At 65.7% G+C, this 22,370-nt stretch carries 22 protein-coding genes; 15 read left to right on the forward strand and 7 right to left on the reverse strand.

The window, feature by feature from the left end:
* Positions 1 to 282: 282 nt before the first annotated feature.
* From chlG to BLW40_RS08000, 5 genes are read left to right on the forward strand one after another with little or no spacing between them, the layout of a single operon-like run.
* Entirely contained in the window at positions 283 to 1,173 is an 891-nt protein-coding gene (gene chlG / locus BLW40_RS07980) for a chlorophyll synthase ChlG (protein ID WP_074767300.1), read from the forward strand.
* Positions 1,170 to 2,501: a BCD family MFS transporter gene (locus tag BLW40_RS07985; protein WP_074767303.1), complete on the forward strand. Its 1,332-nt coding sequence runs from the start codon at positions 1,170 to 1,172 to the stop codon at positions 2,499 to 2,501. The genes chlG and BLW40_RS07985 overlap by 4 nt, the downstream gene beginning before the upstream one ends.
* A 28-nt stretch (positions 2,502 to 2,529) precedes the next feature.
* Entirely contained in the window at positions 2,530 to 3,717 is a 1,188-nt protein-coding gene (locus BLW40_RS07990) for a geranylgeranyl diphosphate reductase (RefSeq protein WP_074767305.1), read from the forward strand.
* Positions 3,718 to 3,737: 20 nt separating this feature from the next.
* A complete protein-coding gene (locus tag BLW40_RS07995; RefSeq protein WP_074767308.1) occupies positions 3,738 to 5,264 on the forward strand; it encodes a phytoene desaturase in 1,527 nt (508 codons plus the stop codon).
* Positions 5,245 to 6,315, forward strand: coding sequence for a phytoene/squalene synthase family protein (locus tag BLW40_RS08000; protein WP_074767311.1), 1,071 nt, complete (start codon positions 5,245 to 5,247; stop codon positions 6,313 to 6,315). The genes BLW40_RS07995 and BLW40_RS08000 overlap by 20 nt, the downstream gene beginning before the upstream one ends.
* A 53-nt stretch (positions 6,316 to 6,368) precedes the next feature.
* On the opposite strand, the gene dctP is transcribed toward BLW40_RS08000, so the two are convergent.
* Both dctP and BLW40_RS08010 read right to left on the reverse strand, forming a co-directional pair.
* Complete coding sequence (dctP, locus tag BLW40_RS08005) at positions 6,369 to 7,343, reverse strand: TRAP transporter substrate-binding protein DctP (protein WP_083386693.1); 975 nt, start codon at positions 7,341 to 7,343, stop codon at positions 6,369 to 6,371.
* A gap of 47 nt (positions 7,344 to 7,390) precedes the next feature.
* Positions 7,391 to 7,672, reverse strand: coding sequence for a hypothetical protein (locus BLW40_RS08010; RefSeq protein ID WP_074767316.1), 282 nt, complete (start codon positions 7,670 to 7,672; stop codon positions 7,391 to 7,393).
* A gap of 161 nt (positions 7,673 to 7,833) precedes the next feature.
* Here BLW40_RS08010 and BLW40_RS17625 point away from each other — a divergent pair, with 161 nt between their 5' ends.
* Genes BLW40_RS17625 through BLW40_RS08020 form a run of 3 tightly spaced genes read left to right on the forward strand, consistent with a single transcriptional unit; the run spans position 7,834 to position 9,573 of the window.
* Entirely contained in the window at positions 7,834 to 7,971 is a 138-nt protein-coding gene (locus tag BLW40_RS17625) for a hypothetical protein (protein WP_170834546.1), read from the forward strand.
* The gene (locus tag BLW40_RS08015) at positions 7,968 to 8,714 is read left to right on the forward strand and encodes a metal ABC transporter ATP-binding protein (RefSeq protein ID WP_074767481.1); all 747 of its coding nucleotides are present in this window, start codon (positions 7,968 to 7,970) and stop codon (positions 8,712 to 8,714) included. The genes BLW40_RS17625 and BLW40_RS08015 overlap by 4 nt, the downstream gene beginning before the upstream one ends.
* Entirely contained in the window at positions 8,704 to 9,573 is an 870-nt protein-coding gene (locus BLW40_RS08020) for a metal ABC transporter permease (RefSeq protein WP_074767318.1), read from the forward strand. The genes BLW40_RS08015 and BLW40_RS08020 overlap by 11 nt, the downstream gene beginning before the upstream one ends.
* A 338-nt stretch (positions 9,574 to 9,911) precedes the next feature.
* Here the strand turns inward: BLW40_RS08020 and BLW40_RS08025 are convergent, their stop codons facing one another.
* Positions 9,912 to 11,939 (reverse strand): methyl-accepting chemotaxis protein, encoded by a 2,028-nt coding sequence (locus BLW40_RS08025; protein WP_244511099.1) that lies wholly within the window; start codon positions 11,937 to 11,939, stop codon positions 9,912 to 9,914.
* A 329-nt stretch (positions 11,940 to 12,268) separates the two neighbouring features.
* On the opposite strand from BLW40_RS08025, the gene BLW40_RS08030 reads away from it, so the two are divergent.
* From BLW40_RS08030 to BLW40_RS08055, 6 genes are all read left to right on the forward strand, one after another.
* A complete protein-coding gene (locus BLW40_RS08030; protein WP_074767324.1) occupies positions 12,269 to 13,399 on the forward strand; it encodes a Re/Si-specific NAD(P)(+) transhydrogenase subunit alpha in 1,131 nt (376 codons plus the stop codon).
* A gap of 14 nt (positions 13,400 to 13,413) precedes the next feature.
* The gene (locus tag BLW40_RS08035) at positions 13,414 to 13,815 is read left to right on the forward strand and encodes a proton-translocating transhydrogenase family protein (protein WP_074767326.1); all 402 of its coding nucleotides are present in this window, start codon (positions 13,414 to 13,416) and stop codon (positions 13,813 to 13,815) included.
* Positions 13,816 to 13,882: 67 nt separating this feature from the next.
* Complete coding sequence (locus BLW40_RS08040; protein ID WP_425283705.1) at positions 13,883 to 15,235, forward strand: NAD(P)(+) transhydrogenase (Re/Si-specific) subunit beta; 1,353 nt, start codon at positions 13,883 to 13,885, stop codon at positions 15,233 to 15,235.
* A 201-nt stretch (positions 15,236 to 15,436) separates the two neighbouring features.
* Positions 15,437 to 15,601 carry a rubredoxin gene (rd, locus tag BLW40_RS08045; protein ID WP_074767332.1) on the forward strand — a complete coding sequence of 55 codons (165 nt, stop codon included), beginning with the start codon at positions 15,437 to 15,439 and terminating at the stop codon, positions 15,599 to 15,601.
* A gap of 4 nt (positions 15,602 to 15,605) precedes the next feature.
* Positions 15,606 to 16,775 (forward strand): NAD(P)/FAD-dependent oxidoreductase, encoded by a 1,170-nt coding sequence (locus BLW40_RS08050; protein WP_074767337.1) that lies wholly within the window; start codon positions 15,606 to 15,608, stop codon positions 16,773 to 16,775.
* A 559-nt stretch (positions 16,776 to 17,334) separates the two neighbouring features.
* Positions 17,335 to 18,465, forward strand: a complete 1,131-nt coding sequence (locus BLW40_RS08055) for a type III PLP-dependent enzyme (protein ID WP_074767340.1) — start codon at positions 17,335 to 17,337, stop codon at positions 18,463 to 18,465.
* A gap of 7 nt (positions 18,466 to 18,472) precedes the next feature.
* Here the strand turns inward: BLW40_RS08055 and BLW40_RS08060 are convergent, their stop codons facing one another.
* Positions 18,473 to 18,847 carry an Mth938-like domain-containing protein gene (locus tag BLW40_RS08060; RefSeq protein ID WP_074767343.1) on the reverse strand — a complete coding sequence of 125 codons (375 nt, stop codon included), beginning with the start codon at positions 18,845 to 18,847 and terminating at the stop codon, positions 18,473 to 18,475.
* Positions 18,848 to 19,038: 191 nt separating this feature from the next.
* On the opposite strand from BLW40_RS08060, the gene BLW40_RS08065 reads away from it, so the two are divergent.
* Positions 19,039 to 19,506, forward strand: coding sequence for a methyltransferase family protein (locus tag BLW40_RS08065; RefSeq protein WP_074767345.1), 468 nt, complete (start codon positions 19,039 to 19,041; stop codon positions 19,504 to 19,506).
* Between the two features lie 49 nt (positions 19,507 to 19,555).
* Here the strand turns inward: BLW40_RS08065 and BLW40_RS08070 are convergent, their stop codons facing one another.
* From BLW40_RS08070 to BLW40_RS08080, 3 genes are read right to left on the reverse strand one after another with little or no spacing between them, the layout of a single operon-like run.
* The gene (locus BLW40_RS08070; RefSeq protein ID WP_074767348.1) at positions 19,556 to 20,353 is read right to left on the reverse strand and encodes an ABC transporter permease; all 798 of its coding nucleotides are present in this window, start codon (positions 20,351 to 20,353) and stop codon (positions 19,556 to 19,558) included.
* Complete coding sequence (locus BLW40_RS08075) at positions 20,350 to 21,105, reverse strand: ABC transporter ATP-binding protein (RefSeq protein ID WP_074767351.1); 756 nt, start codon at positions 21,103 to 21,105, stop codon at positions 20,350 to 20,352. Before BLW40_RS08075 ends, BLW40_RS08070 begins: the two co-directional genes overlap by 4 nt.
* Entirely contained in the window at positions 21,102 to 22,361 is a 1,260-nt protein-coding gene (locus BLW40_RS08080; RefSeq protein WP_074767354.1) for a hypothetical protein, read from the reverse strand. Before BLW40_RS08080 ends, BLW40_RS08075 begins: the two co-directional genes overlap by 4 nt.
* Positions 22,362 to 22,370 lie beyond the last annotated feature (9 nt).

The following is a 22,370-nucleotide window of genomic DNA, read 5'->3' on the forward strand; positions in this document are numbered from 1 at the left end:
ACGTTCCCCCCAGCCGGAAGCATGACCCGGGATGCTATACGGTCGGTCTGGGGGTGTCAACCTAGCGTTCCTGTCGGCCATTTCCGCCAGAGTCGGGCTATGCGCGGCCCTTTCGAACCGTTGCAATTCGCCTTGCCAGCGAGCGATCTCCCCCCTTAAATTGGCCGCCCAGACGGCGCCGGGGGAGGTGCTGTCCGGATCGGAGAGTAAATTCCAAGGAACGGGCGGTCTGGCCCGCGTCTAATGGCGGCGCTTTGCCGGTGTCGAGGGAGACAAAGGGTCATGGATTTGGTGAAAGCTCGCGCGATCATCGCGCCCTCGGTGGAACTGCTCAAGCCCATCACGTGGTTCCCGCCGATGTGGGCGTTCGCGTGTGGCGTGGTCTCGTCGGGTCAGTCGGTGATCGACCATTTCGGCTTCGTCGTCGCTGGGGTTGCCCTGGCCGGTCCGCTGGTCTGCGGCACCAGCCAGGCTGTCAACGACTGGTTCGACCGCCATGTCGATGCCATCAACGAGCCCAACCGCCCGATCCCGTCGGGCCGCCTGCCCGGCCAGACCGGACTTTATATAGCGATCGGATGGACCGCTTTGTCGGCCTGGGTCGCGTTCTATCTCGGCGCGGTGGTGTTCGTCGCCGCCCTGCTCGGCCTCGCGCTGGCCTGGGCCTACAGTGCGCCGCCGTGGCGGCTGAAGGAAAACGGCTGGCACGGCAACCTCGCCTGCGCCGCCTGTTACGAGGGTCTGCCCTGGATCACCGGTGCCGCCGTGATGACCGGCGGCCTGCCCGACTGGAAGGTGTTCGCCCTGGCCGCGCTCTATAGCGCCGGGGCGCACGGCATCATGACCCTGAACGATTTCAAGTCGGTCGAGGGCGACCGTCAGATGGGCGTCAACTCGCTGCCGGTGCTGCTCGGGCCGGAGAAGGCCGGGGTGCTGGCCTGCAAGGTGATGGCCATCCCGCAGGCAGTGGTGATCTTGCTGCTGCTGCTGTGGGGCCACACCACCGGAGCCGCGATCGTCACCCTGCTGCTGGCGATTCAGGGCGTGCTGATGGTCAAGCTGCTGAAGCGTCCGGCCGAACTGGCGCCCTGGTATAATGCCACCGGCATCACTCTTTATGTCCTCGGCATGATGGTCAGCGCGGTCGCGTTGAATGCCGGGGTGACCCAGTGAGTTCCGGCGCCCCTCTCGGCTGGCTTGGTATTGTCCGGCTCGGGCTGATCCAGGCCTCCCTGGGGGCCATCGTCGTTCTCGCCACCTCGACCGTCAACCGCGTGATGGCGGTCGAACTGGCCCTGCCCGCCTTGGTTCCCGGCGTTCTGGTGGCGTGGCATTACGCCGTCCAGATCCTGCGTCCCCGGATGGGCTATGGCTCCGATCAGGGCGGGCGGCGAGCCCCCTGGATCATGGGCGGCCAAGTGATCCTCGCCACCGGCGGGATCTCCGCCGCGCTGGCGATCCCGCTGATCGAGACCTCGCTGCCGCTGGGTCTGGCGGTTTCCTTCATCGGCTTCACCCTGGTCGGCATCGGCGCGGGCACTTCGGGCACCACCCTGTTGGTGCTGATGGCGAAACGGGTCGCCCCCGCGCTGCGTCCCGCCGCCGCGACGATCGTCTGGGTGATGATGATCGCCGGAATGGCGGTCACCGCCGGAACCGTCAGCAAGCTGCTCGCTCCGTTCTCGGCCGAGCGTTTGATCGAGGTTACCGTCGGTGTCGCCGTGTTTGCCCTGGTGTTGACCGGCGGCGCGCTGTGGGGGGTCGAAGGCCCGCTTTCGCACGAATCCGCGCCGCCGCCCGAGAAACGGCAGCAGCCGTTCATGCAGGCGCTGGCCGAAGTGTGGTCCGAGCCGCAGGCCCGCAGCCTGACCCTGTTCATCTTCGTCTCGATGCTGGCCTATAACGCCCAGGAACTGATCCTGGAGCCGTTCGCCGGTCACGTCTATGGCCGCACCGTCGGCGAGACGGCGCGGATCACCGGGATGCAACATGGCGGTGCCCTGCTGGGAATGATCCTGGCCGGGACGCTGTGCACCATTTTGTCCCGCCGCTGGGCCGGGACGATGCGCGCCTCGACGATGATCGGCTGCGTCGGGTCGGGTTTGATCCTGCTGGTCCTGGCCGGATCGGGCTTTGTCGCGCCCGACTGGCCGCTCGACCTCACCGTGTTCATCTTGGGGATCGCCAACGGTGCCTTCGCGGTGTCGGCGATCAGTTCGATGATGACGATGGTCGGCCACGGCACCAAATCGCGCGAGGGAACCCGGATGGGAATTTGGGGCGCGGCCCAGGCGGTCGCCTTTGCCGTGGGCGGTCTGGTTGCGACCGCGTCGAGCGATCTGGCCCGCTGGCTGCTGGGCTCGCCCGCCGCCGCCTATGCCGCCGTGTTCGCGATGGAAGCCCTGTTGTTCGTTGTCGCCGCCTGGTTGGCGGTGAGTGTGTTCCAGTCAAGTGGGTCCGGGTCTCGCCAGAGCGAGGCAGAGGGGCCGGTCGGCGGTTGAGCCGAAACACCAATCGGGGGGAAAGACGATGACCGAACTTAACACTTTCGACGCCGTCGTGGTTGGCGGCGGTCCGGCCGGAGCGACAGCGGCGACCCATCTGGCCCGGCGTGGCTTCTCGGTTCTGCTGCTCGACCGCGCCGGTCGAATCAAGCCCTGTGGTGGCGCGGTGCCGCCCCGGTTGATGGCCGAGTTCGAGATTCCCGACAGCCTGCTGGTGGCGCGGATCACCAAGGCGCGGATGATCGCTCCCTCGAACCAGTATGTCGATATTCCGATCGAGGGCGGCTATGTCGGCATGGTCAACCGCTCGACCTTCGACGAATGGCTGCGCGAGCGGGCCCGTGCCGCCGGAGCCGAACGTCGCACCGGCACCTTCGAGACCTTCGAGCGCGACGAGAACGGCGTCGCGGTGATCCACTACAAGGATTCCGACGGCAATCCGGCGGCGGTCAAGGCCCGCGCCGTGATCGGCGCCGACGGTGCCCAGTCCGCGATCGGCCGTCAGGCGGTGCCCGGTGCCGACAAGCTGAAATACGTCTTCGCCTATCATGAATTCGTCCGCACCCCCGACCAGCCCCCGGCGGGCTATGAGGCCGACCGCTGCGACGTCTATTACCAAGGCCCGCTGTCGCCGGACTTTTATGCCTGGGTGTTCCCGCACGGCGACACCGTCAGCATCGGCACCGGCACCGCGCTGAAGGGCTTCTCGATGCGTCAGGCGGTCACCGACCTGCGCAAGACGATCGGGTTGGACAGCGCCGAGACCCTGCGCCAGGAAGGCGCGCCGATCCCGATGGAGCCGCTCAAGGTGTGGGATAACGGCCGCGACGTGCTGCTGGCCGGTGACGCCGCTGGCGTCGTCGCCCCGGCCTCGGGCGAAGGCATCTATTACGCGATGGTCGGCGGCCGTCTCGCCGGCGAAGCGGTCGCCGACTTCCTGATCAGCGGCAAGCCCAAGGCCCTGGCCAGTGCCCGTCGCCGCTTCATGAAGGCGCACGGCAACGTGTTCCGCGTCCTCGGCGTGATGCAGAGCTTCTGGTACAGCAACGACAACCGCCGCGAACGCTTCGTCAGCATCTGCCGCGACAAGGACGTTCAGCAGCTGACCTTCGACGCCTACATGAACAAGGAACTGGTCAAGGCCAAGCCGCTGGCCCATGTCCGCATTTTCCTGAAGAACATCGCCCACCTTACCGGCCTGATCAAAGCCTAAACCAGATCGGAGACCCGTCAGTGACCCTTGCGCACAGTCAGAATACGATCCGGGACGGAGCCACCCGCCCCCATGCCGTCGTCATCGGCAGCGGCTACGGCGGCCTTGCCGCCGCCATCCGCCTGGGAGCCCGCGGCTATCGCGTCACCGTTCTGGAGCGTCTCGACGCGGCAGGGGGACGCGGTTACGTCTTCCGTCAGGACGGGTTCACCTTCGATGCCGGTCCGACCATCATCACCGCGCCGTTCCTGTTCGAAGAGCTGTGGAAATTGTGCGGCAAGACGATGTCGGACGACATCGACCTCCGCCTGATGGACCCGTTCTACCGCATCCGGTTCGACGATGGCCGCACCTTCGATTATTGCGGCGATCGCGACCGGCTGCGGGCCGAGGTGGCGAAGTTCTGCCCGGGCGACCTGCCCGGCTATGACCGCTTCATGAAGGCGAGCGAGGGGGTGTTCCGGGTCGGCTTCGAGAAGCTGTCCTCGATGCCGTTCTCGTCGATCACCGACATGCTGAAGGTGGCTCCGGCGATGGCGATCCATCGCTCGTACCGCAGCGTGTACCAGTTCGCCGCCGAATATCTGTCCGACGACGCGCTGCGGATCGTCTTTAGCTTCCATCCGCTGTTGATCGGCGGCAATCCCTATTCGGTGACGTCGGTCTACAGCCTGATCTCGTATCTGGAACAGCGCTGGGGCGTCCATTTCGCGATGGGCGGCACCGGCGCGCTGGTCCAGGGGCTGGTCGGGCTGATCGAGGGCCAGGGCAACAAGATCCGTTACAAGTCTCCGGTTGCCCGCATCCTGGCCGAGCAGGGCCGCGCCGTCGGCGTCCGTCTTGAATCGGGCGAGGTGATCGACGCCGACATCGTCGTCTCCAACGCCGATGCCGCCACCACCTATAACACCCTGCTCGCCGACGAACCGCGCTTCCGCTGGTCGGATTCGCGGATCGAGAAAAGTGTCAGTTCGATGAGCGCCTTCGTGTGGTACTTTGGCACCCGGAAGCGTTATGAGGATGTCCCTCACCACACCATCCTCCTCGGCCCGCGCTACCGTGGTCTGCTGCACGACATCTTCGACAAGAAAACCCTGGCCGAGGATTTCAGCCTGTATCTCTATCGCCCCACCGCGACGGACCCGTCGATGGCCCCCAAGGGCTGCGACTCGTTCTATGTGCTGTCGCCGGTTCCCAATCTGGAAGGCGATACCGACTGGACGACCGAGGCAGAAATCTACCGCAAGCGGATCGCCGCCTATCTCAGCCGTACCGTGCTGCCCGATCTGGAAGCCAACGTCGTCTCCTCGCGGATGACGACGCCGCTCGACTTCCAGAACCGGCTGCAATCGTTCCGTGGCGCCGCGTTCGGCATGCAGCCGATCCTGCTTCAAAGCGCGTGGTTCCGTCCCAACAACCGCAGCGAGGAACTCGACCGCCTGTATCTGGTCGGTGCCGGAACCCATCCCGGCGCCGGACTTCCGGGCGTGCTGTCCTCCGCGCAGGTCATTGACAGGCTGGTGCCCGATGCCAACGCCCTCATCTAACCGCCCCGCCTCGTCGGCGGCCGATTTCGCCGAATGCCGCGCTCTGATGAAAGGCGGGTCGAAATCGTTCTTCGCCGCCTCGCTGCTGCTGCCCAGTTCGGTCTGCAAGCCCGCGACCGCGCTGTATGCCTTTTGCCGATTGGCCGACGACGCCGTCGATGAAGGCGGCGGGATCGACGCGCTCGAAGGATTGCTCGACCGGCTCGACGGAATCTATGCGGGCAATCCGGCACCGATCGCCGCCGACCGCGAATTCGCTCAGGTCGTCGCCTTTTACGGCATCCCCAAGACCCTGCCCGCCGCCCTGATCGAGGGGTTCGAGTGGGACGGGCTGGGCCGTCGTTATGAAACCCTGTCCGACCTCAACGCCTATGCCACCCGCGTCGCGGGCACGGTCGGGGCGATGATGACGATGCTGATGGGGGTGCGCGATCCCGACGCGGTGGCGCGGGCCTGCGATCTGGGCATCGCGATGCAATTCACCAACATCGCCCGCGATGTCGGCGAGGACGCCCGCAGGGGCCGCATCTATCTGCCGCTGACCTGGATGCGCGAGGAAGGGATCGACCCCGACGCCTGGTTAAAAGACCCCAAGTTCGACAAGGCGCTGGGCCGGGTGGTCAAGCGGCTGCTGAAGGCCGCCGACGAACTGTATCTCCGCTCGGAAGCGGGCGTCGCCGCCCTGCCCCCCGCCTGCCGGGGTGCCATCCACGCCGCCCGCTTCCTCTATGCCGAAATCGGTCACAAGGTCCGGCGGCGCGGCTACGATTCCGTCACCGGCCGCGCCGTGGTGCCGCTGTACCACAAGCTGTGGCTGCTGGTGACCAAGATCGTTCTGAGCGACTTCATTCCCACCCACCGGATTGTCGCGCCGCCGGTCGAGGAAGCCCGCTTCCTGGTCGATGCCGTCGCCGCGATCCCCGACTGGCCCGAAGCGTCGCGCGGCAAGATCCGCCCGCCGATCCGCTGGTGGAGCTTCACCGACCGCGCCATCTGGGTGCTCGATCTGTTCGAGCAACTGGAACGGCGCGATCAGCTTCAGCGGCGGTAACAGCCTGACCTCCCCCCCATCCTCTCGGACGAAAGAGAGGATGGGGCGGAGCGTCACTCCACCGCCAGGACGCGGTCGATCATCTCGGCCCCGCCCGCCACCTGCTCGCGGAACATCTTCCACGACGTCCGCCGCGCCAGCCGCTGCCATGCCGTCAGCGCTTCCGGATCGAGTGTCCGAACCTCGATCCCGGCGGCGAGATAATCCCCGGCCAATTGCCGTTCGAAGCGTGACGCGTTGGCGGTCAACGCGCTCCCGGCCCGGCTGCCCGCATCCAGCACCGCCTGACGGCGTTCCGTATCCAATTCCTCCCATGCCCGCCGCGACAGCAAGATCGGTTCGTAGAAATACCAGATCGCGCCTGCGGCCCCCGGCAGGGTCAGGCAGGCGAAGCGGGTCCGCAGCCGGGCGCTCAACAGGGTGGTGACGCTGGTGCTGGCGATGTCGATCAGGCCGTGATCGAGCAAGGTGGCCAGCATTTCCGAGGTCGGCACCGGCACCGGCACCGCTCCGGTTGCCCCCCACAATTCAGCGTAATACGGCCCGATGATGCGGGCGCGCAGACCGGCGGCGTCGGTGGGAGCGACGATGCAATGTCGCCGCCCGGCGATCGTGCCTGCGGCCCAGCTTTGCCCGATCACCACCGCGCCCGCCGCTTCGATCCGGCGATGCAGATCGCGCATCGGCCCCGAGGCGTTGAGGCGGCGGGCATGATCCAGACCCCGCACGACACCGGGCAGCGACAGCACCGCGATCTGCGGAATGCGGTCGATCATGTAATCGGCGGGGATCAAGGCGAGGTCGAGAGTGCCATTGTTCAGCCCGCTCAACTGGTCGCGCGGCGACAGCAGCGTCGCCTGAGGAAAGATGCGGATGGCGATGCCCAGACCGGCCAGATCGTCGGCGAGACGGCGCAGCGCCTGATCGCGCGGGTCGCCCACCGGGAATTGATGCGAGGCGGTCCAGGATTGCGCCGCCAGGGGAAGCGGCAGGATCGCGGCCAAAGCGGCCAGCCCCGCCGCCGCCAAGCGGTGGCGACAGGCGGAGGCCGAACGCCGCAGGAGAGCCTCGCCGCTCAGAACGCCCCGGTCGCCGACGGCGTCAGCGGCAACCCGCAGACCGGACAGGTGGCGGCGGCCAGCAGCGCCTGACGCTGGGCCGGATCGGTGACGCCCTTTTCGGCCAACATCCGATCCATATCGCGCAAAAAGCCTTCATGCTCGGCGAGCCGTTTGCAGGCGGACTCGGTGCTGTCGTCGCCGCACTCGATCCGCTTCAATGCCGCCGCCTCACGCCCGCCGACGGCGATGCCCAGACCGGCCAAGGCGGAGACCCGAAGAAAATGACGGCGATCCATGGCCGGGGGCTCCCTTATCCAAACGTATGATTTGAAGTGTAGCGATGGCGGACCGGCCTTTGTCAAGCCTCGCCGCCCCGGCCCCATTCACCGACGAGACGGGACTTGCGGGAGTGGCGGAATTGATATGTTATAACAATCGCAATTGTCCCGGACCCCCCATGTCATCCCCCACCCGCCCCCTCCCCTCGCTGCTGGCCTGGAGCGCCCCGGCCCGTCTGGCCTCAGCGATCCTGTGCCTTGTCCCGCTGTGGGCGGCGGTCGGCTGGGCGCTGGGCTGGTGGGGAGACACGCCGTGATTCTTCGCCTCGACGATCTGACCCTCGGCTACCAGCGTCATCCGGCCGTGCATCACCTGAGCGGCACCTTCGCCCCCGGTCGGCTGACCGCGGTGATCGGCCCCAACGGTGCGGGCAAGAGCACGCTGCTGAAAGGGATCAAGGGGCTGTTGCCGACGTTGAGCGGCCGGGTCGCCTTGTCCAAGGCCGAGCGCGGTCGCATCGCCTATCTGCCGCAGCAAGCCGACCTGGAACCCGGTTTTCCGATCTCGGTTCTTGATGTCGTCCTGCTCGGCCACTGGCGGCAAAGCGGCGCCTTCGGCGCGATCGGCCGCGACGGCCGCGCGGCGGCGGCGGCGGCCCTGGCGGCGGTGGGACTGCCCGGTTTAGAGGCGCGGACGATTGGCTCGCTCAGCCTGGGCCAGCGCCAGCGGGTGCTGTTCGCCCGCCTGATGCTGGAAGACGGCGCGGCGATCCTGCTCGACGAGCCGTTCGCCGCGATCGATTCCCGCACCGTCGATGATCTGATGGCGGTGATCCAGCGTTGGGGCGACGAAGGGCGGACGGTGATCGCGGTGCTGCACGATCTCGATCTGGTCCGCCGCGCTTTTCCCTTCACCCTGGCCCTGGCGCGGGAAGCGGTGGCGTGGGGACCAACCGAAACGGTGCTGACGCCTGCGACGTTGGACCGGATGCGCCAAAGCAGCGCGGCCTGGGACGACAACGCGGACCTGTGTCACCGGGGGCAGTCCGATGCTTTATGATCTGCTGGTGGCGCCCTTCGCCGATTTCGCCTTCATGCGCCGCGCCCTGATCGCCTGTCTGGCGCTGTCGCTCGGCTGCGCCCCGGTCGGCATGTTCCTGCTGTTGCGGCGGATGAGCCTGTTAGGCGACGCGCTCAGCCATTCCGTTCTGCCCGGTGCCGCCATCGGCTTTCTACTGGGCGGCCTGTCGCTGCCCGCGATGGGGCTGGGCGGTTTCGTCGCCGGATTGACGGTGGCGCTGCTGTCGGGGCTGGCGACCCGCTTCACCGCCCTGCGCGAAGACGCCAACTTCGCCGCCTTCTACCTGATCTCGCTGGCATCGGGGGTGATGATCGTTTCAGCCCACGGCAGCAACGTCGATCTGATGCATGTGCTGTTCGGCTCGGTGCTGGCGGTCGATGATCTGTCGCTGCTGCTGGTGGCGTCGATCGCCTCGGTCACCCTCTGCGGATTCGCCCTGCTCTATCGCCCGCTGGTCGCCGAATGTTTCGATCCCGGCTTCCTCCGCGCCGTTGGCGGCGGCGGCGGCTGGGTCCATCTTGCCTTTCTGGTGCTGGTGGTGCTGAACCTCGTCGCCGGATTCCAGGCGCTGGGAACCCTGATGGCGGTCGGGCTGATGATGCTCCCGGCAGCGGCGGCGCGGATGTGGGTGCGCCGCCTGTGGGCATTGGTCGCGGTGGCGGCGCTGATCGCGTTTGCCTCGGGCTATGCCGGGCTGGTGCTGTCGTTCCGCTTCGACCTCCCTTCCGGCCCGGCGATCGTATTGGTTGCCGGAGCAGTCTATCTGCTGTCGCTGCTGCTGGGCCGGGTCGAGGGCGTGCTGCCCCGGATGATCCGCCGCCCCCATTTCGAGGCCTGAGCCAGCCCAAGCCCGCCAGTCGGAACGGATCAGTCAGTCGTGAAAAAGTCCTTCGGCCTTTGGCCTCAGTGTACTTTTCCCCGGTTCAAAAAGAATCCCCGTGCTCAATCAAGCTTTCCGCGCGGGGATGGATTTGGTTCCCTCCGAGGCCGATGGGCGACGCCCACGGCTTCGGAGGCGGGATTTCACCAGCTTTGCGCACTTAAGCGGCGCAAAGCTGGTGAAACATACAACACGAAAAATGGGCGATGGGCCGCCCCGAGCCCATTTTTCTCCTTTTAATCCAACGGGAAAAAGTACACCGAGCGACAGCGAGGGACTTTTTCACGGGAGACGGATCAGTGCAACTTGGCCTCCTCGGCGGCGGAGAGGGCATCGGCCAGAGTGTTTAGCCGGGACACCACCGCCTCGGAGGCGGCATCCATCTTCTCGACCTCGCTAAGGGCATCGTCGAACCGACCCTCGGCGACGAAAGCCAGCGCGGCCTTGGCGGCGGCGTGGACCTGGGCGTGGGGCTCGACGAGCGCGATATAAGCGGGGGAACCGCGCAGCGCGACGTCGGAAACGCCATCGTACCATTTGCCCAGGCGACACCCGTGATGATCGGCGATGTCCCCGACCCGCAATTGGGACCGCCCCAGCACGCCGTCGAGCACCGAGCGTTTGAAGGCGAGGTGGTCGTTCTTGGCAATCTCGACCAGCAGCGAGGCCGAGCCGATCCCGGCATAGGAATCGACCTGCGAATCGAGATGGCGGCTCATCCGCCCCATTGAATCGAGCACCTGAGCCAGCCGCTGGTCGTTGGTGCGGGCCAGGGTGACGATATTGGCGGTGCCGTCGGCAAGATGGGTCGCGGTGCGCGACTGACCGTCGAGGACGTCGGAGATCGCCATCATGCTGGATCGAACCGTCTCGACTTCGGTGGCGATCAGATGCAACCGCTCCCCCAGGGCATCGACCAGGGTGCGGCCCTGATCGACCGCCTGGGTGCTTTCGTCAATTGCGCCCACGATCATCGACATCTCGGTTTGCAGCGCCTCGATCCGCGAGCGGATATCGACGGTGGCCTTGGCGGTCTGGTTGGCGAGGTTCTTGACCTCGTTGGCGACGACGGCAAAGCCCTTGCCCGCCTCGCCCGCTCGCGCCGCCTCGATGGTGGCGTTCAGCGCCAACAGGTTGGTCTGACCGGCCACCGCCTCGATCGCGGTGACGATCTGGCCGATCTGATTGGACGCCTCGACCAGCCCTTCGACCTTGGCCCCCGCCCCGCCGACGGCGGCGACGATCCGGCCGAACGCCGAGGCCGCCTCGCGGCTGGCCCCCAATCCGCCGCTGGCCGCCTCGCCCGCGCTGCCCGCGCCTTGGGCCGCCCCGGCGCTGTCGGTCGAGATCGCCGCGATCGAATCGCGCATCTGTTCGATTGAGTTGGCCATCCGATCGACCTCGCGGGTCGACAGGTCGATTTCGTGCTTCATCCGCGCCAGCGTCATCATCGCCTCGTTGCCGAGGCCCGCCGCCTGCACCAGCGAGCGCAGCACGGTGCGCTGAGTCTGGTGGCGCTCGATCTCGGCTTGCCGCAGGGCGACGGCGCGGTCGGCCTCCATCTCGATCAGCTTGCGGCGGTTCTCGGCGATTTCGCCCAGAACACCTGCGACCGGGCCGAATTCGTCGCCGCGATCGGGCGACAGCAGCAGAGCGCTGCCGTTCACGCTGTCATGAACGACGTCGATGTCGTGGCGCAGGGCGGTGAAGCCCGAGGAAACCGTGCGGATGATGGCGATGCCAAAGCCGCCGAACACCAGCAGTACCCCAGCCAGCACCAGCCCGCGCTGGAACAAGGCGGCCCGGAACTCGGCCTCGATATCATCGACATAGGCGCCCGAGCCGACGATCCAGCCCCACGGCGCGAAGGCCTTCAGATAGGAGGTTTTGGCATAATTTTCGGCGGTGGCCCCACCGCCCGGCTTCGGCTTGGGCCATTCATAGCCGACATAGCCCTGGCCGCCGCGTTCGGCCACCATCACAAAGGCGGCGAACAGATTGACATGGTCCAAAGCCTCACGCACGCCGCCGACGCCATCGGGACGCAGCCAGGTGGCCTTGTCGAACTTCGCCCCCTGAAGGGTGGTGCCGTCGAGTGCGGGAGAGACCGGGTGCATCACCATCCGCGGCAACGGCTTGCCCATATCGTTGATCCACAGATATTCGGTGCCGTCATAGCGCATCGCCTTCAGCACGGCGATCACCCGGGCCTTGGCCTCGGCCTCGGTCATACGGCCCTGGCTCGCCTCGGCGGCATAGTGGGTCAGCACGCCGGTCGCGGTCTCGACCACCCGGCGCAGGCTGGTTTCGCGCGCTTCGATCATGTCGGAGCGGGTTTTGACGGTGTCGGCGACGAAGACAAGCGCTAATCCGCAAAGAGGGAGAAACACCAAAAGCCACAGACGAGCGGTAATCCGCATACGGGTAAAAACGCTTGAGAACCCCATCGGATTACCCCTAGCTCGTCATTGCCGAATGAATAGTATCCTAATTGCTGCCCAAAGCGGGCACAAGCTCGCGGAGAGATCGGGGTTGAGCCGCCCCCTCGCAGAAAACCACATACGCGAACCCGCTTGGCAAAGCCTTCCCGGAAAGGCATTGTCTGCTGCGTAAAGCGGGGGAAACGCCCGCAGCACCTAGGGATGAGGTTTACATGAAGATCGCCATACCGAAAGAGCGGCGCGCTGGAGAAGCGCGGGTCGCAGCGTCTCCCGATACGGTCAAGAAGTTCAAGGGGATGGGATTCGACGTGGTGGTCGAGACCGGCGCCGGTGCCGGGGCCTCGATCCTTGACGACCATTTCCGCGACGCCGGGGCCACCATCGCCGCCGATGAGGCCGCCGCCCTGGCCGGGGCCGACATCGTCTTGAAGGTGCAACGCCCCGAAGACGACGAAGTCGCCCTGATTCCCGAAGGCGCGGTGCTGATCGCCGGTCTGGCCGCGCTGGCCAACCGCGATCTGGTCAAGGCCTTGGCCGCGCGCAAGATCACCGCCTTTGCGATGGAATTGCTGCCGCGCATCACCCGCGCCCAAAGCATGGACATCTTGTCGTCGCAGGCCAGCCTGGCCGGCTACAAGGCGGTGCTGGACGCCACCGAGCATTTCGGCCGCGCCATCCCGATGATGATGACCGCCGCCGGAACCGTCGCCCCGGCCCGCTTCCTGATCCTGGGCGCCGGTGTCGCCGGGCTTCAGGCCATCGCCACCGCCAAGCGGCTGGGCGGCGTGGTCTATGCCTTCGACGTCCGCCCCGCGGTCAAGGAACAGGTCGAGAGCCTGGGCGGCAAGTTCGTCGAAGTCGATCCCGACGCGGGCAAGAACGCCGAGACCAAGGGCGGCTATGCCAAGGAAATGGACGACGAGTATAAGAAAAAGCAGGCGGCGAAGATCGCCGAGGTGCTGAAAAAGACCGACATCGCGATTTCCACCGCCCTGATCCCGGGCAAGCCCGCTCCGGTGCTGATCACCGAAGAGATGGTCAAGGACATGCGCGAAGGCTCGGTGATCGTCGATATGGCGGTCGAGGCCGGGGGCAATTGCCCGCTGTCCGAGTTCGACAAGGTGGTGGTCAAGCACGGCGTCACCCTGGTCGGCCACGGCAATATCCCGGCCCGGATCGCGGTCGATGCCTCGGCGCTCTATTCCCGCAACCTGCTGAACTTCCTGACCCCGCTGGTCGAGAAGGACAGCAGCACGCTGAAATTCAACTGGGACGACGAGATCCTGACGGGCACCTGCGTGACCCGCGACGGACGCGTCGTCCATCCCGCGTTGGCCGGCTAAGGAGGCAAGCAGCCATGGATACCGCAGAAATCGTCCGTGCCGCCGCCAAGCTCGCCCAGGACTCCGAAGCGCTCTCGCTGAAGGCCAACGAAGTCCTGGCCCAGTCGGCGCATCTTCAGGCCTTAAGCGAGCACGGCATCGGCTTCGTCTCGCTGCTGACCGTGTTCGTTCTGGCCTGCTTCGTCGGCTATTACGTGGTCTGGCGGGTCACCCCGGCACTGCACTCGCCGCTGATGGCGGTGACCAATGCCGTGTCGTCGGTGATCATCGTCGGCGCGCTGGTCGCCACCGCGACCGACACGCCCGCGTCGCGCCTGTTGGGCTTCCTCGCCGTGATCCTGGCCTCCGTCAACATCTTCGGCGGGTTCCTGGTCACGCAACGCATGCTCGGCATGTTCAAGAAGAAGCAGAAATAGGGAGGACGCGATCGTGGCAAGCAATCTTACTCAATTCGCCTATCTCGTCGCCGCAGTCTGCTTCATCATGGCGCTGCGCGGGCTGTCCAGCCCCGAAACGTCGCAGAACGGCAATCGGTGGGGCATGGCCGGTATGGCCATCGCCATCGTCACCACCATCATCACCCCCGATTTCGCCTGGGTTCTGGTGCCGCTCGGCATCCTGATCGGCGGCGGCATCGGCACCATCGTCGCCAAGAAGATCGAGATGACCGCCCTGCCCCAATTGGTGGCGGCGTTCCACTCCCTGGTCGGTCTGGCCGCGGTGTTCGTCGCTGGCGCGGCGCTGTCGGCCCCGGCCGCCTTCTCGATCCTGGCCGAGAGCGGCGGGATCAAGGCCGCCTCGCTGATCGAGATGAGCCTCGGCACCGCGATCGGTGCCGTCACCTTCACCGGCTCGCTGGTCGCCTTCGCCAAGCTTCAGGGTCTGGTCAGCGGTCGGCCGCTGGTGTTCAAGGGCCAACATCCGCTGAATGCCGGGCTCGGCATCCTGCTGCTGGCGCTGGTGGTGCTGTTCGCCTTCTCGGGCGGCTCGATCACCCTGTTCGTCGCGATCACCGTGGTGGCGCTGGCGCTGGGCTTCCTGCTGATCCTGCCGATCGGCGGCGCCGATATGCCGGTGGTCGTCTCGATGCTCAATTCCTATTCGGGCTGGGCGGCGGCCGGTATCGGCTTCACGCTGGGCAACCCGCTGCTGATCGTCACCGGCGCGTTGGTCGGTTCCAGCGGCGCGATCCTCTCCTACATCATGTGCAAGGGGATGAACCGCTCGATCATCAACGTCATTCTGGGCGGCTTTGGCGGCGAGGTGGCGGGTCCGGGCGGGGCGGCGGCGGGCGGCGGCGGTGCCGACCGCGCGGTCAAGTCCGGCTCGGCCGACGATGCCGCTTTCATCATGAAGAACGCCTCGAAGGTCATCATCGTCCCCGGCTACGGGATGGCGGTGGCGCAGGCCCAGCACGCTTTGCGCGAAATGGCCGACCTGCTGAAAAAGGAAGGCGTCGACGTCCGCTACGCGATCCATCCGGTGGCGGGCCGCATGCCCGGCCATATGAACGTCCTGCTCGCCGAAGCCAACGTCCCCTATGACGAAGTGTTCGAGCTGGAAGAGATCAACCACGAATTCGGCACCGCCGACGTCGCCTTCGTGATCGGGGCCAACGACGTCACCAATCCGGCGGCGAAGACAGATCCGAAAAGCCCGATTTTCGGGATGCCGATCCTCGACGTCGAGAAGGCCAAGACGGTGCTGTTCATCAAGCGCTCGATGGCGTCGGGCTATGCCGGTGTCGATAACGACCTGTTCTTCCGTCCCAACACGATGATGCTGTTCGGCGACGCCAAGAAGGTCACCGAGCAGGTGGTCAAGGCGCTGGACTGATCCTTCGCCGCGATCGGCTGTCTTTGCCGGACAAGCCCGCGTCCCTTGGACGCGGGCTTGTTTCGTTTCCGGCCCCGAAATTGATCGCCATCGCCACGCCCGGTTGCATCCTGTATCTTGAAGAAACAGGGGGGAACACCGACTTTCAATCAAGGGAAACCGCGCCGTCGCTACGATGGCGCCAGGGGAGGAGAGTGCGGGATGAAGCGATATATCTGTTCCGTCTGCGGTTTTGTTTACGACCCGGCGCTTGGTTTGCCCGACGAAGACATCCCCCCCGGCACGCCGTTCGACTCTTTGCCCGACGACTGGATTTGCCCCGAATGCGGGGTGACCAAGGCCGATTTCTCTGAATTGGAGGATTGAGGCGATGGCCGAGCCCTCCTCCCCTCCGGACGGAATCGTGATCGTCGGCAGCGGGTTGGGGGGCTATACCCTCGCCCGCGAGGTGCGGCGGCGTGACGACGCGGTTCCGATCACCCTGATCACCGCCGATGGCGGCGAATCCTACAGCAAGCCAATGCTGTCGGCTGCCTTTGCCCAGGGCAAGAGCCCGGCCGATCTGGTCCAGAAAACCGCCGCCCTGATTGCCTCGGACCTGTCGATCCGGGTGATGACCCGCCATCAGGTCGAAGCGATCCATCGTGACCGCCAGCGCCTGGCCCTGCGCCGTCCCGACGGGACCGGCACCGAAATCGGCTATGGACGACTGGTGCTGGCGATCGGGGCCGATCCCCGTCCCTATCGGGTCGAGGGCAGCGCTGCCGCCGGTCTGTTCACCGTCAACGATCTCGACGATTACATCGTCTGGCGCGAAGCGCTGGCCCCGGCCAGCCGGGTTCTGCTGATCGGGGCCGGGCTGATCGGCTGCGAGTTCGCCAACGACCTGCTCACCGGCGGTCATGGCGTCACCCTGGTCGATCCCGCCCCCTGGCCGCTGGGGCGCTTGCTGCCGGAAGAATTGGGCACGGCGATGAGTACGGCGCTCGGCGGGGCCGGAGCCACCCTCCATCTCGGCCGCTCGGTCACCGCCTTCGCCCCCGGTCTGGCGACGCTCGACGATGGCAGCCAGATCCGGTTCGACCGGGCGCTGACCGCGATCGGGCTGGTGCCGCGCACCGCGATGGCGGCAGCGGCGGGATTGGCGGTGGCGCGGGGGATCGTCGTCGATCGTCTGCTGCGCTCGTCGGACCCGGCGATCTTCGCCTTGGGCGATTGCGTCGAGACCGCGTCCGGTCCCCTGCCCTATATCGCCCCGCTGCTGGCCGAGGCCAAGGCCCTGGCCGCGACCCTGACCGGGACCGAAACGCCCCTGGTCCTGCCCGCACTGCCGATCGTGGTCAAGACCCCGGCCCTGCCGACGACGGTCTGCCCGCCGCCCCCCGGCGCCGAAGGGCATTGGCGGGTCGAGGGCGAGGGCGGCGACCTGAAGGCACTGTTCGTTGCCCCCGACGGCGGTCCACTCGGCTTTGCGCTGTGCGGCAAGCGGGCGGGTGAGGCCCGCGCCTTGGCCGCCCTGATGCCGCCGCTGCTGCCCTGATCGGCGATCGGCGGGACAACCCCCCAGGAATGGGCGGTTGTCCCGCCCCGCCCCCACCATTGATGGGGTGGCGTGATTCGGGGGGCTTGAGCCAAGCCATTGAAAACAAACCCTTCCCCGCCGACTTTTGTGAAATTTTGACGCAGCGGTATTTTTTAGTCTTTTCCTGGGGCAAAAACAGCGTATATAGCGGCTTCAGGTGAGACGTACAGCGCACGTGCCTCTGGCTGCGGTATGGCCAGGCAACGACGTCAAAGGCGTCTTCTGGGTGCAAGCGGGCTAAACCCCCGGGTGCTTGGAGGAAATCTTATGATCGCGATTGCCCGGCACGCTTTGGCGTCGTCCGTGACCACTATTCCCAAATCACAGGAATTCAAGCCTCGGCAGGCCTGGGCTCTGCTCTGGGTTGATGTCCGAAGTACGTCCAAGCGGGACTGACGGCACCCCTTTTTCCGTGCCGTCAAACCGTCGTCTCCGACTCTGCCTGCGTGGCGGAGGATGGGGTTTCGTCGCCATCTGTCCTGTTCAAGGACCCGATGGGTCCGTTTGGAGCTTTGCCATGACCGCCAAGATCACCCGCTTCCTCGAAGAAGTTCGCCCCGTCACTCCCTGCGTCGTGGTTGATCTCGATGTTGTCCGAGACAATTACCTGGGGCTGCGCCGCTGGCTCCCGCTCGCGGACGTCTATTACGCTGTCAAGGCCAACCCGGCTCCCGAGATCGTGCGGATGCTGGCCGCGCTGGGATCGAATTTCGACGTCGCCTCGCGCGGCGAGATTGATCTGTGCCTCGCCAACGGCGTCTTCGCCGAGAACATCTCGTTCGGCAACACCATCAAGAAGCAGCGCGACATCGCCTACGCCTACGAAAAGGGTGTCCGCCTCTATGCCTTCGATTGCGAGGCCGAGTTGGAGAAGCTGGCCGAATCCGCCCCCGGCGCTCGGGTGTTCTGCCGCATCCTGATGACCTGCGACGGCGCGGAATGGCCGCTGTCGCGCAAGTTCGGCTGCGAAATCGACATGGCCCGCGACCTGTTGGTGCGCGCCCGCGATCTCGGCCTCGACCCCTATGGCGTGTCGTTCCATGTCGGCAGCCAGCAGACCGACCTCAACCAGTGGGACATCGCGGTCGGCAAGGCGGCGATGCTGTTCACCGCGCTGGATTCGGCTGGAATCGACCTGCGGATGGTCAATCTCGGCGGCGGCTTCCCCGCCCGCTATCGCAGCGACATCCCGGCGGTCGAGCGCTATGCCGACGCGGTGATGAGCGCGATGACCAACCATTTCGGCAACAACATCCCGGCGATGATCATCGAGCCGGGCCGCTCGCTGGTCGGCGATGCCGGTATCCTCGAAACCGAAGTCGTGCTGATCAGCCGCAAGGGCTATGACGACGACACCCGCTGGGTCTATCTCGACGTCGGCAAGTTCGGCGGTCTGGCCGAGACGATGGACGAGGCGATCAAGTACCGTATCCAGACCAGCCGCGACGGCGACGATACCGCCCCGGTCGTGCTGGCCGGTCCGACCTGCGATTCCGCCGACATCCTCTATGAAAAGTCGAACTACGAAATGCCGGTCAGCCTCAAGGTCGGCGACAAGGTCCGCATCCTCTCGACCGGGGCCTACACCACCTCGTACTCGGCGGTCAATTTCAACGGCTTCGACCCGCTGAAGGCCTATTTCATCTAAAGCAACTCTAGACGGCGAGGAGCGCCGCCGCGACGCGGCGCTCCTCGGTCAGCAGCACGTTAAAGGTCCGACAGGCCGCACCGGTATCCATCGTTTCAACCCGGATCCCGGCGGCGGCCAGGGTCGCCCGCAAGGTCGGCGGCAGCGGCCGCAACAGCGACCCACACCCCACCAGCAGCAATTCGGGAATCGGCGCGGCGGCAATGATCGGGGCCAGCGAATCGAGCCCCAGCGAATCGATGTCGGCGCAGCCCCACGCCTGGGTGGTTTCGGGAAACACCAGAACCGAACCCAGCCAGCGTTGTCCGGCGATGACGAACCCGCCATCGCCATAGGCCTGGATCAGTTGGCGCCCCGGGGCAAGACGGGGATTGAGATCCATGTCCTTATCCTTCGCGTTCGAGCTCCTCTTGCCGATGCCAAGAGGATGTCCCGTTCCTCGCCATTCCGGTTTATTCTATCCCAAGCTGCCGGTTCCGTCCGCGTTCCCCGTAACGGGCGCGAGGGATGGCCCCGCTTTGTGTCTTCTCTGAGATTGCGTCGCCCGCGATCTTGCACCGAAAGGATGGCATTATGGACGATATTCCGGATCGGGCTGATATCAAGGTGACTCCGCCGGTCATCTTTTCTTTCTACCTTGCCATTGGGTTCCTGTTCGCCTGGGGCTCGTCGCTCCACGTTCTGCCCGGCGTACTGGCGCGCGGGCTGGGGATTTCGCTGCTGCTGGCGGCGGGAGCGGTCGCCGCCACCGCGATTCTGGCGATGAACCGTCAGGGAACCCCGATCCATCCCCGCCACGGCACCACCGCCCTGGTCGGCGAGGGGCCGTACCGTTTCACCCGCAATCCGCTGTATCTGTCGCTGGTGACGATCTATTTCGGGCTGGCGCTGCTGCTGAATTCGTTCTGGATGATCCTGTTCGGGATCGCGCTGGCCGTCACCCTCCATAAGATGGTGATCCTGGCCGAGGAACGCTATCTCGAAGACAAGTTCGGCGAGGCCTATCTCGCCTACAAGGCCAAGGTCAACCGCTGGCTGTAATATCCGTGTCGGCCCTCATGCGGCGAGCGGGGGGAGGCCGTCCCTCCCCCTATTCCCCGACGTTGAGCAGAGCGCCCCGCACCCGCGCGGTATGCCAGGCATAGAGGAACAGCCCGATCCCCAGGGCGAGATAGACCAGATCGAGCGCCAGCGCCGACAGCATCAGATCGGTGCGGACCACCCCCTCGGTCATCACCGCTCGCATTCCCTCGAACACATGGGCAGGCGGCAGCGCCCAGGCCACGGCCTGCAACCAGTCGGGCAGGACCGAGATCGGATAATAGACCCCGGCCAGCGGGCCGATGGCGAAGATCATCACCCAGGCGAGGCTTTCCGCCCCCAGCCCAAAGCGCAGCACCATCGCCGACACCGCCAGACCGGTGGCCCAGCCCATCATCGTCAGCAGGGTCCAGAACACCAGCAACGGCAAGCCGAGCGAGAACAGCGAGAAATGGTAGAGCGGAATCGCCAGCAGGACGGCGGGCATCACCCCGATCATGGTGCGGATGAAGCTCATCACCAGGATCGTCGCCACCATCTCGCCGGGGCGGAGCGGACTGACCGAAAGATAGCCGAGATTGCGCGACCACATCTCTTCGAGGAAGGACAGCGCCACCCCCAGATTGCCGCGGAACATCACGTCCCACAGCAGCGCGCCCGCGATCAGCACGCCGCCGGCCTGGGCGAACCAGGACGAATTGTGCGACAGGAACTGGCTGGTAAAGCCCCACATCACGACGTTGATCAGCGGCCAATAGGCCATTTCGAGCATCCGCAGCCACGACCCGCGCAGGATGTAAAGGTGGCGCAGGCACAGCCCGGCCACGCGCCGGATCGACAGAATCATGGCTCTCCCCGCTCGGGTTCGTCGGGTCGGCGGCGGTCGCGGGCGATGTCGAGGAACACCTCCTCCATCGTGTCGCGGCCATAACGGGCGAACAGATCGGCAGGCGTGCCGCGATCGACGATCCGCCCGCTTTTCATGATCAGCACCCGGTCGCACATCCGTTCGACCTCGGTCATGTTGTGGGAGGCCAGCAGCACGGTCGCCCCGGTGCGGCCGCGGTATTCCTGGAAATAGCCGCGCAGCCAGTCGGCGGTGTCGGGATCGAGCGAAGCGGTCGGCTCGTCCAGCAGCAGCAATTCGGGCTGGTTGAGCAGCGCGCGCGCCACCGACACCCGGGTCTTCTGCCCGGCCGACAGCTTCCCCACCGGGCGGTCGAGCAGGGTGACCAGATCGAGGTCGCGGCACAAATCAGCCATCCGCGTCTTCAGCCCCTTCACCCCGTAAAGATGGCCATAGACGGTCAGGTTCTCCCGCACCGTCAGCCGGTGGGGCAGATCGACATAGGGGCTGGAGAAATTGACCCGTGGCAGCACCCGATAACGGTGGCGGATCATGTCCTGGCCCAGCAGCGAGATCGCGCCCGAACTCGGCAGCAGCAGACCGAGCAGCATCGACAAGGTGGTGGTCTTGCCCGCGCCGTTGCCGCCCAACAGCGCGGTGACCGTGCCGGGTTCGACGGTAAAGCTGATCTTATCGACTGCCACCACCGAACCGAACGATTTGGTGACGTCTATAACCTCGATCGCGTTCACGGCCGCGGCCGCGAGCGGAGCCGCTTGCGCGGGTCGCCCTGGAGCAGGGACTCGATATGGTGGCCCTGGAACAACGTGATGCCGACCGAGTGACCGAACTCGACCGAGGCCGGATTATCGCAGCGGCACAAAATGATGCGGGTGACCCCGATCCGGCGCAGCGCGTCGGTGCGGTTGTCCTTCTCCTCGGTCAAAGCCGGATCCCACACCAGCTTGATCAGATCGGCCCCCAGCCGTTCGCGATCGACGACAGACAATTGGGCGTAGCTCAACCCATCGACACAGATGCGATAACCGCGGTCGTGGGCGAAATCGCGGGCGAACAGATAGGCGCCGAGATCGGCGAAGATATCGACCTTTTGCAGTTCAAGCACGATGGTGCCGCGCATCCCGGCCTTGATGTTGTCGTCAAACACCAGGAATTCCGGCCCAAGGATCGTCGAGACGTTGAGATTGATGCTGATATCGCCTTCGAGGGTGCGGTCGTCATGCTTGTTCAGCATGCTGAGAACCCGGCGGTCGAGCGTCTCGGTCAGTTGCTGGAACAGCCAGGGGCTGGAATTGAGATTGACCGAGGGGAACAGGGTCTGGCGCAGATCGGCGATCGAGACGAACAATTCGTGGAATACCGGCTGCGGCGCCGTTTTGCCGACCATCGCGCACACCGCCTGACGGCGCAGCAGATTGGCAAGGTCGGCCTGTCCCAGCGCCGCCTCGACCCGGATCAACAATTCCGGGGTGAACGGCGTGCCGTGCGATTTCTGCATCCGGGCGCGCTCGGTGGCGGCCGCTTCGACCGAGACGCTGCGCCGTGCCGATTCCGCCTGCACCATCTTCTGGGCCAGGGTCAGCAGCAGATCGTACTCGCGGTCGAGGCTGTACCAAGTGTTGAACACCGCCTGGGGGGACAGGTGCTCCTCGCTGATCAGCGGATCGTCCGAGAACAAAAAGCGCAGCTTCGACACCGAAGCTTCGATCTCGTCCTGGGCCTGGGCCTTGTAGATCACCATCAGATCGGCATTGGCCAGCACGAACACCTGGGCCTGCATCAGCTTGACCAGCGGATCGAAGGTGGTGGTGGCGATCCGCAGATGGTGGTCGCGCCGGTTCTGGGCCAACAGACCCGAGAGATGGATGTGCACCGCCTTGCGGTCCTGGCGGTGGCGCTCCAGCCGCCGCACGTAATCCAGCATCAGAGTTTCCTGGCTGGCGGAACGGGCCCCGTCGGCAGAGGCGGGAGGCGGGGGGGATCGCATCGGTTTGAC

This window comes from Magnetospirillum fulvum (assembly GCF_900108475.1).
In the GTDB taxonomy this organism is placed as follows: Bacteria; Pseudomonadota; Alphaproteobacteria; order Rhodospirillales; family Magnetospirillaceae; genus Phaeospirillum; species Phaeospirillum fulvum_A.

Excerpts from the sequence above, each read along its gene's own strand:
- chlG (WP_074767300.1), top strand. The coding sequence starts at position 283 with ATGGATTTGGTGAAAGCTCGCGCGATCATCGCGCCCTCGGTGGAACTG.
- BLW40_RS07990 (WP_074767305.1), top strand. The coding sequence starts at position 2,530 with ATGACCGAACTTAACACTTTCGACGCCGTCGTGGTTGGCGGCGGTCCG.
- BLW40_RS08000 (WP_074767311.1), top strand. The coding sequence starts at position 5,245 with ATGCCAACGCCCTCATCTAACCGCCCCGCCTCGTCGGCGGCCGATTTC.
- BLW40_RS08010 (WP_074767316.1), bottom strand. The coding sequence starts at position 7,672 with ATGGATCGCCGTCATTTTCTTCGGGTCTCCGCCTTGGCCGGTCTGGGC.
- BLW40_RS17625 (WP_170834546.1), top strand. The coding sequence starts at position 7,834 with ATGTCATCCCCCACCCGCCCCCTCCCCTCGCTGCTGGCCTGGAGCGCC.
- BLW40_RS08020 (WP_074767318.1), top strand. The coding sequence starts at position 8,704 with ATGCTTTATGATCTGCTGGTGGCGCCCTTCGCCGATTTCGCCTTCATG.
- BLW40_RS08025 (WP_244511099.1), bottom strand. The coding sequence starts at position 11,939 with ATGATCGAAGCGCGCGAAACCAGCCTGCGCCGGGTGGTCGAGACCGCG.
- BLW40_RS08030 (WP_074767324.1), top strand. The coding sequence starts at position 12,269 with ATGAAGATCGCCATACCGAAAGAGCGGCGCGCTGGAGAAGCGCGGGTC.
- BLW40_RS08035 (WP_074767326.1), top strand. The coding sequence starts at position 13,414 with ATGGATACCGCAGAAATCGTCCGTGCCGCCGCCAAGCTCGCCCAGGAC.
- BLW40_RS08040 (WP_425283705.1), top strand. The coding sequence starts at position 13,883 with ATGGCGCTGCGCGGGCTGTCCAGCCCCGAAACGTCGCAGAACGGCAAT.
- rd (WP_074767332.1), top strand. The coding sequence starts at position 15,437 with ATGAAGCGATATATCTGTTCCGTCTGCGGTTTTGTTTACGACCCGGCG.
- BLW40_RS08050 (WP_074767337.1), top strand. The coding sequence starts at position 15,606 with ATGGCCGAGCCCTCCTCCCCTCCGGACGGAATCGTGATCGTCGGCAGC.
- BLW40_RS08055 (WP_074767340.1), top strand. The coding sequence starts at position 17,335 with ATGACCGCCAAGATCACCCGCTTCCTCGAAGAAGTTCGCCCCGTCACT.
- BLW40_RS08060 (WP_074767343.1), bottom strand. The coding sequence starts at position 18,847 with ATGGATCTCAATCCCCGTCTTGCCCCGGGGCGCCAACTGATCCAGGCC.
- BLW40_RS08065 (WP_074767345.1), top strand. The coding sequence starts at position 19,039 with ATGGACGATATTCCGGATCGGGCTGATATCAAGGTGACTCCGCCGGTC.
- BLW40_RS08070 (WP_074767348.1), bottom strand. The coding sequence starts at position 20,353 with ATGATTCTGTCGATCCGGCGCGTGGCCGGGCTGTGCCTGCGCCACCTT.
- BLW40_RS08080 (WP_074767354.1), bottom strand. The coding sequence starts at position 22,361 with ATGCGATCCCCCCCGCCTCCCGCCTCTGCCGACGGGGCCCGTTCCGCC.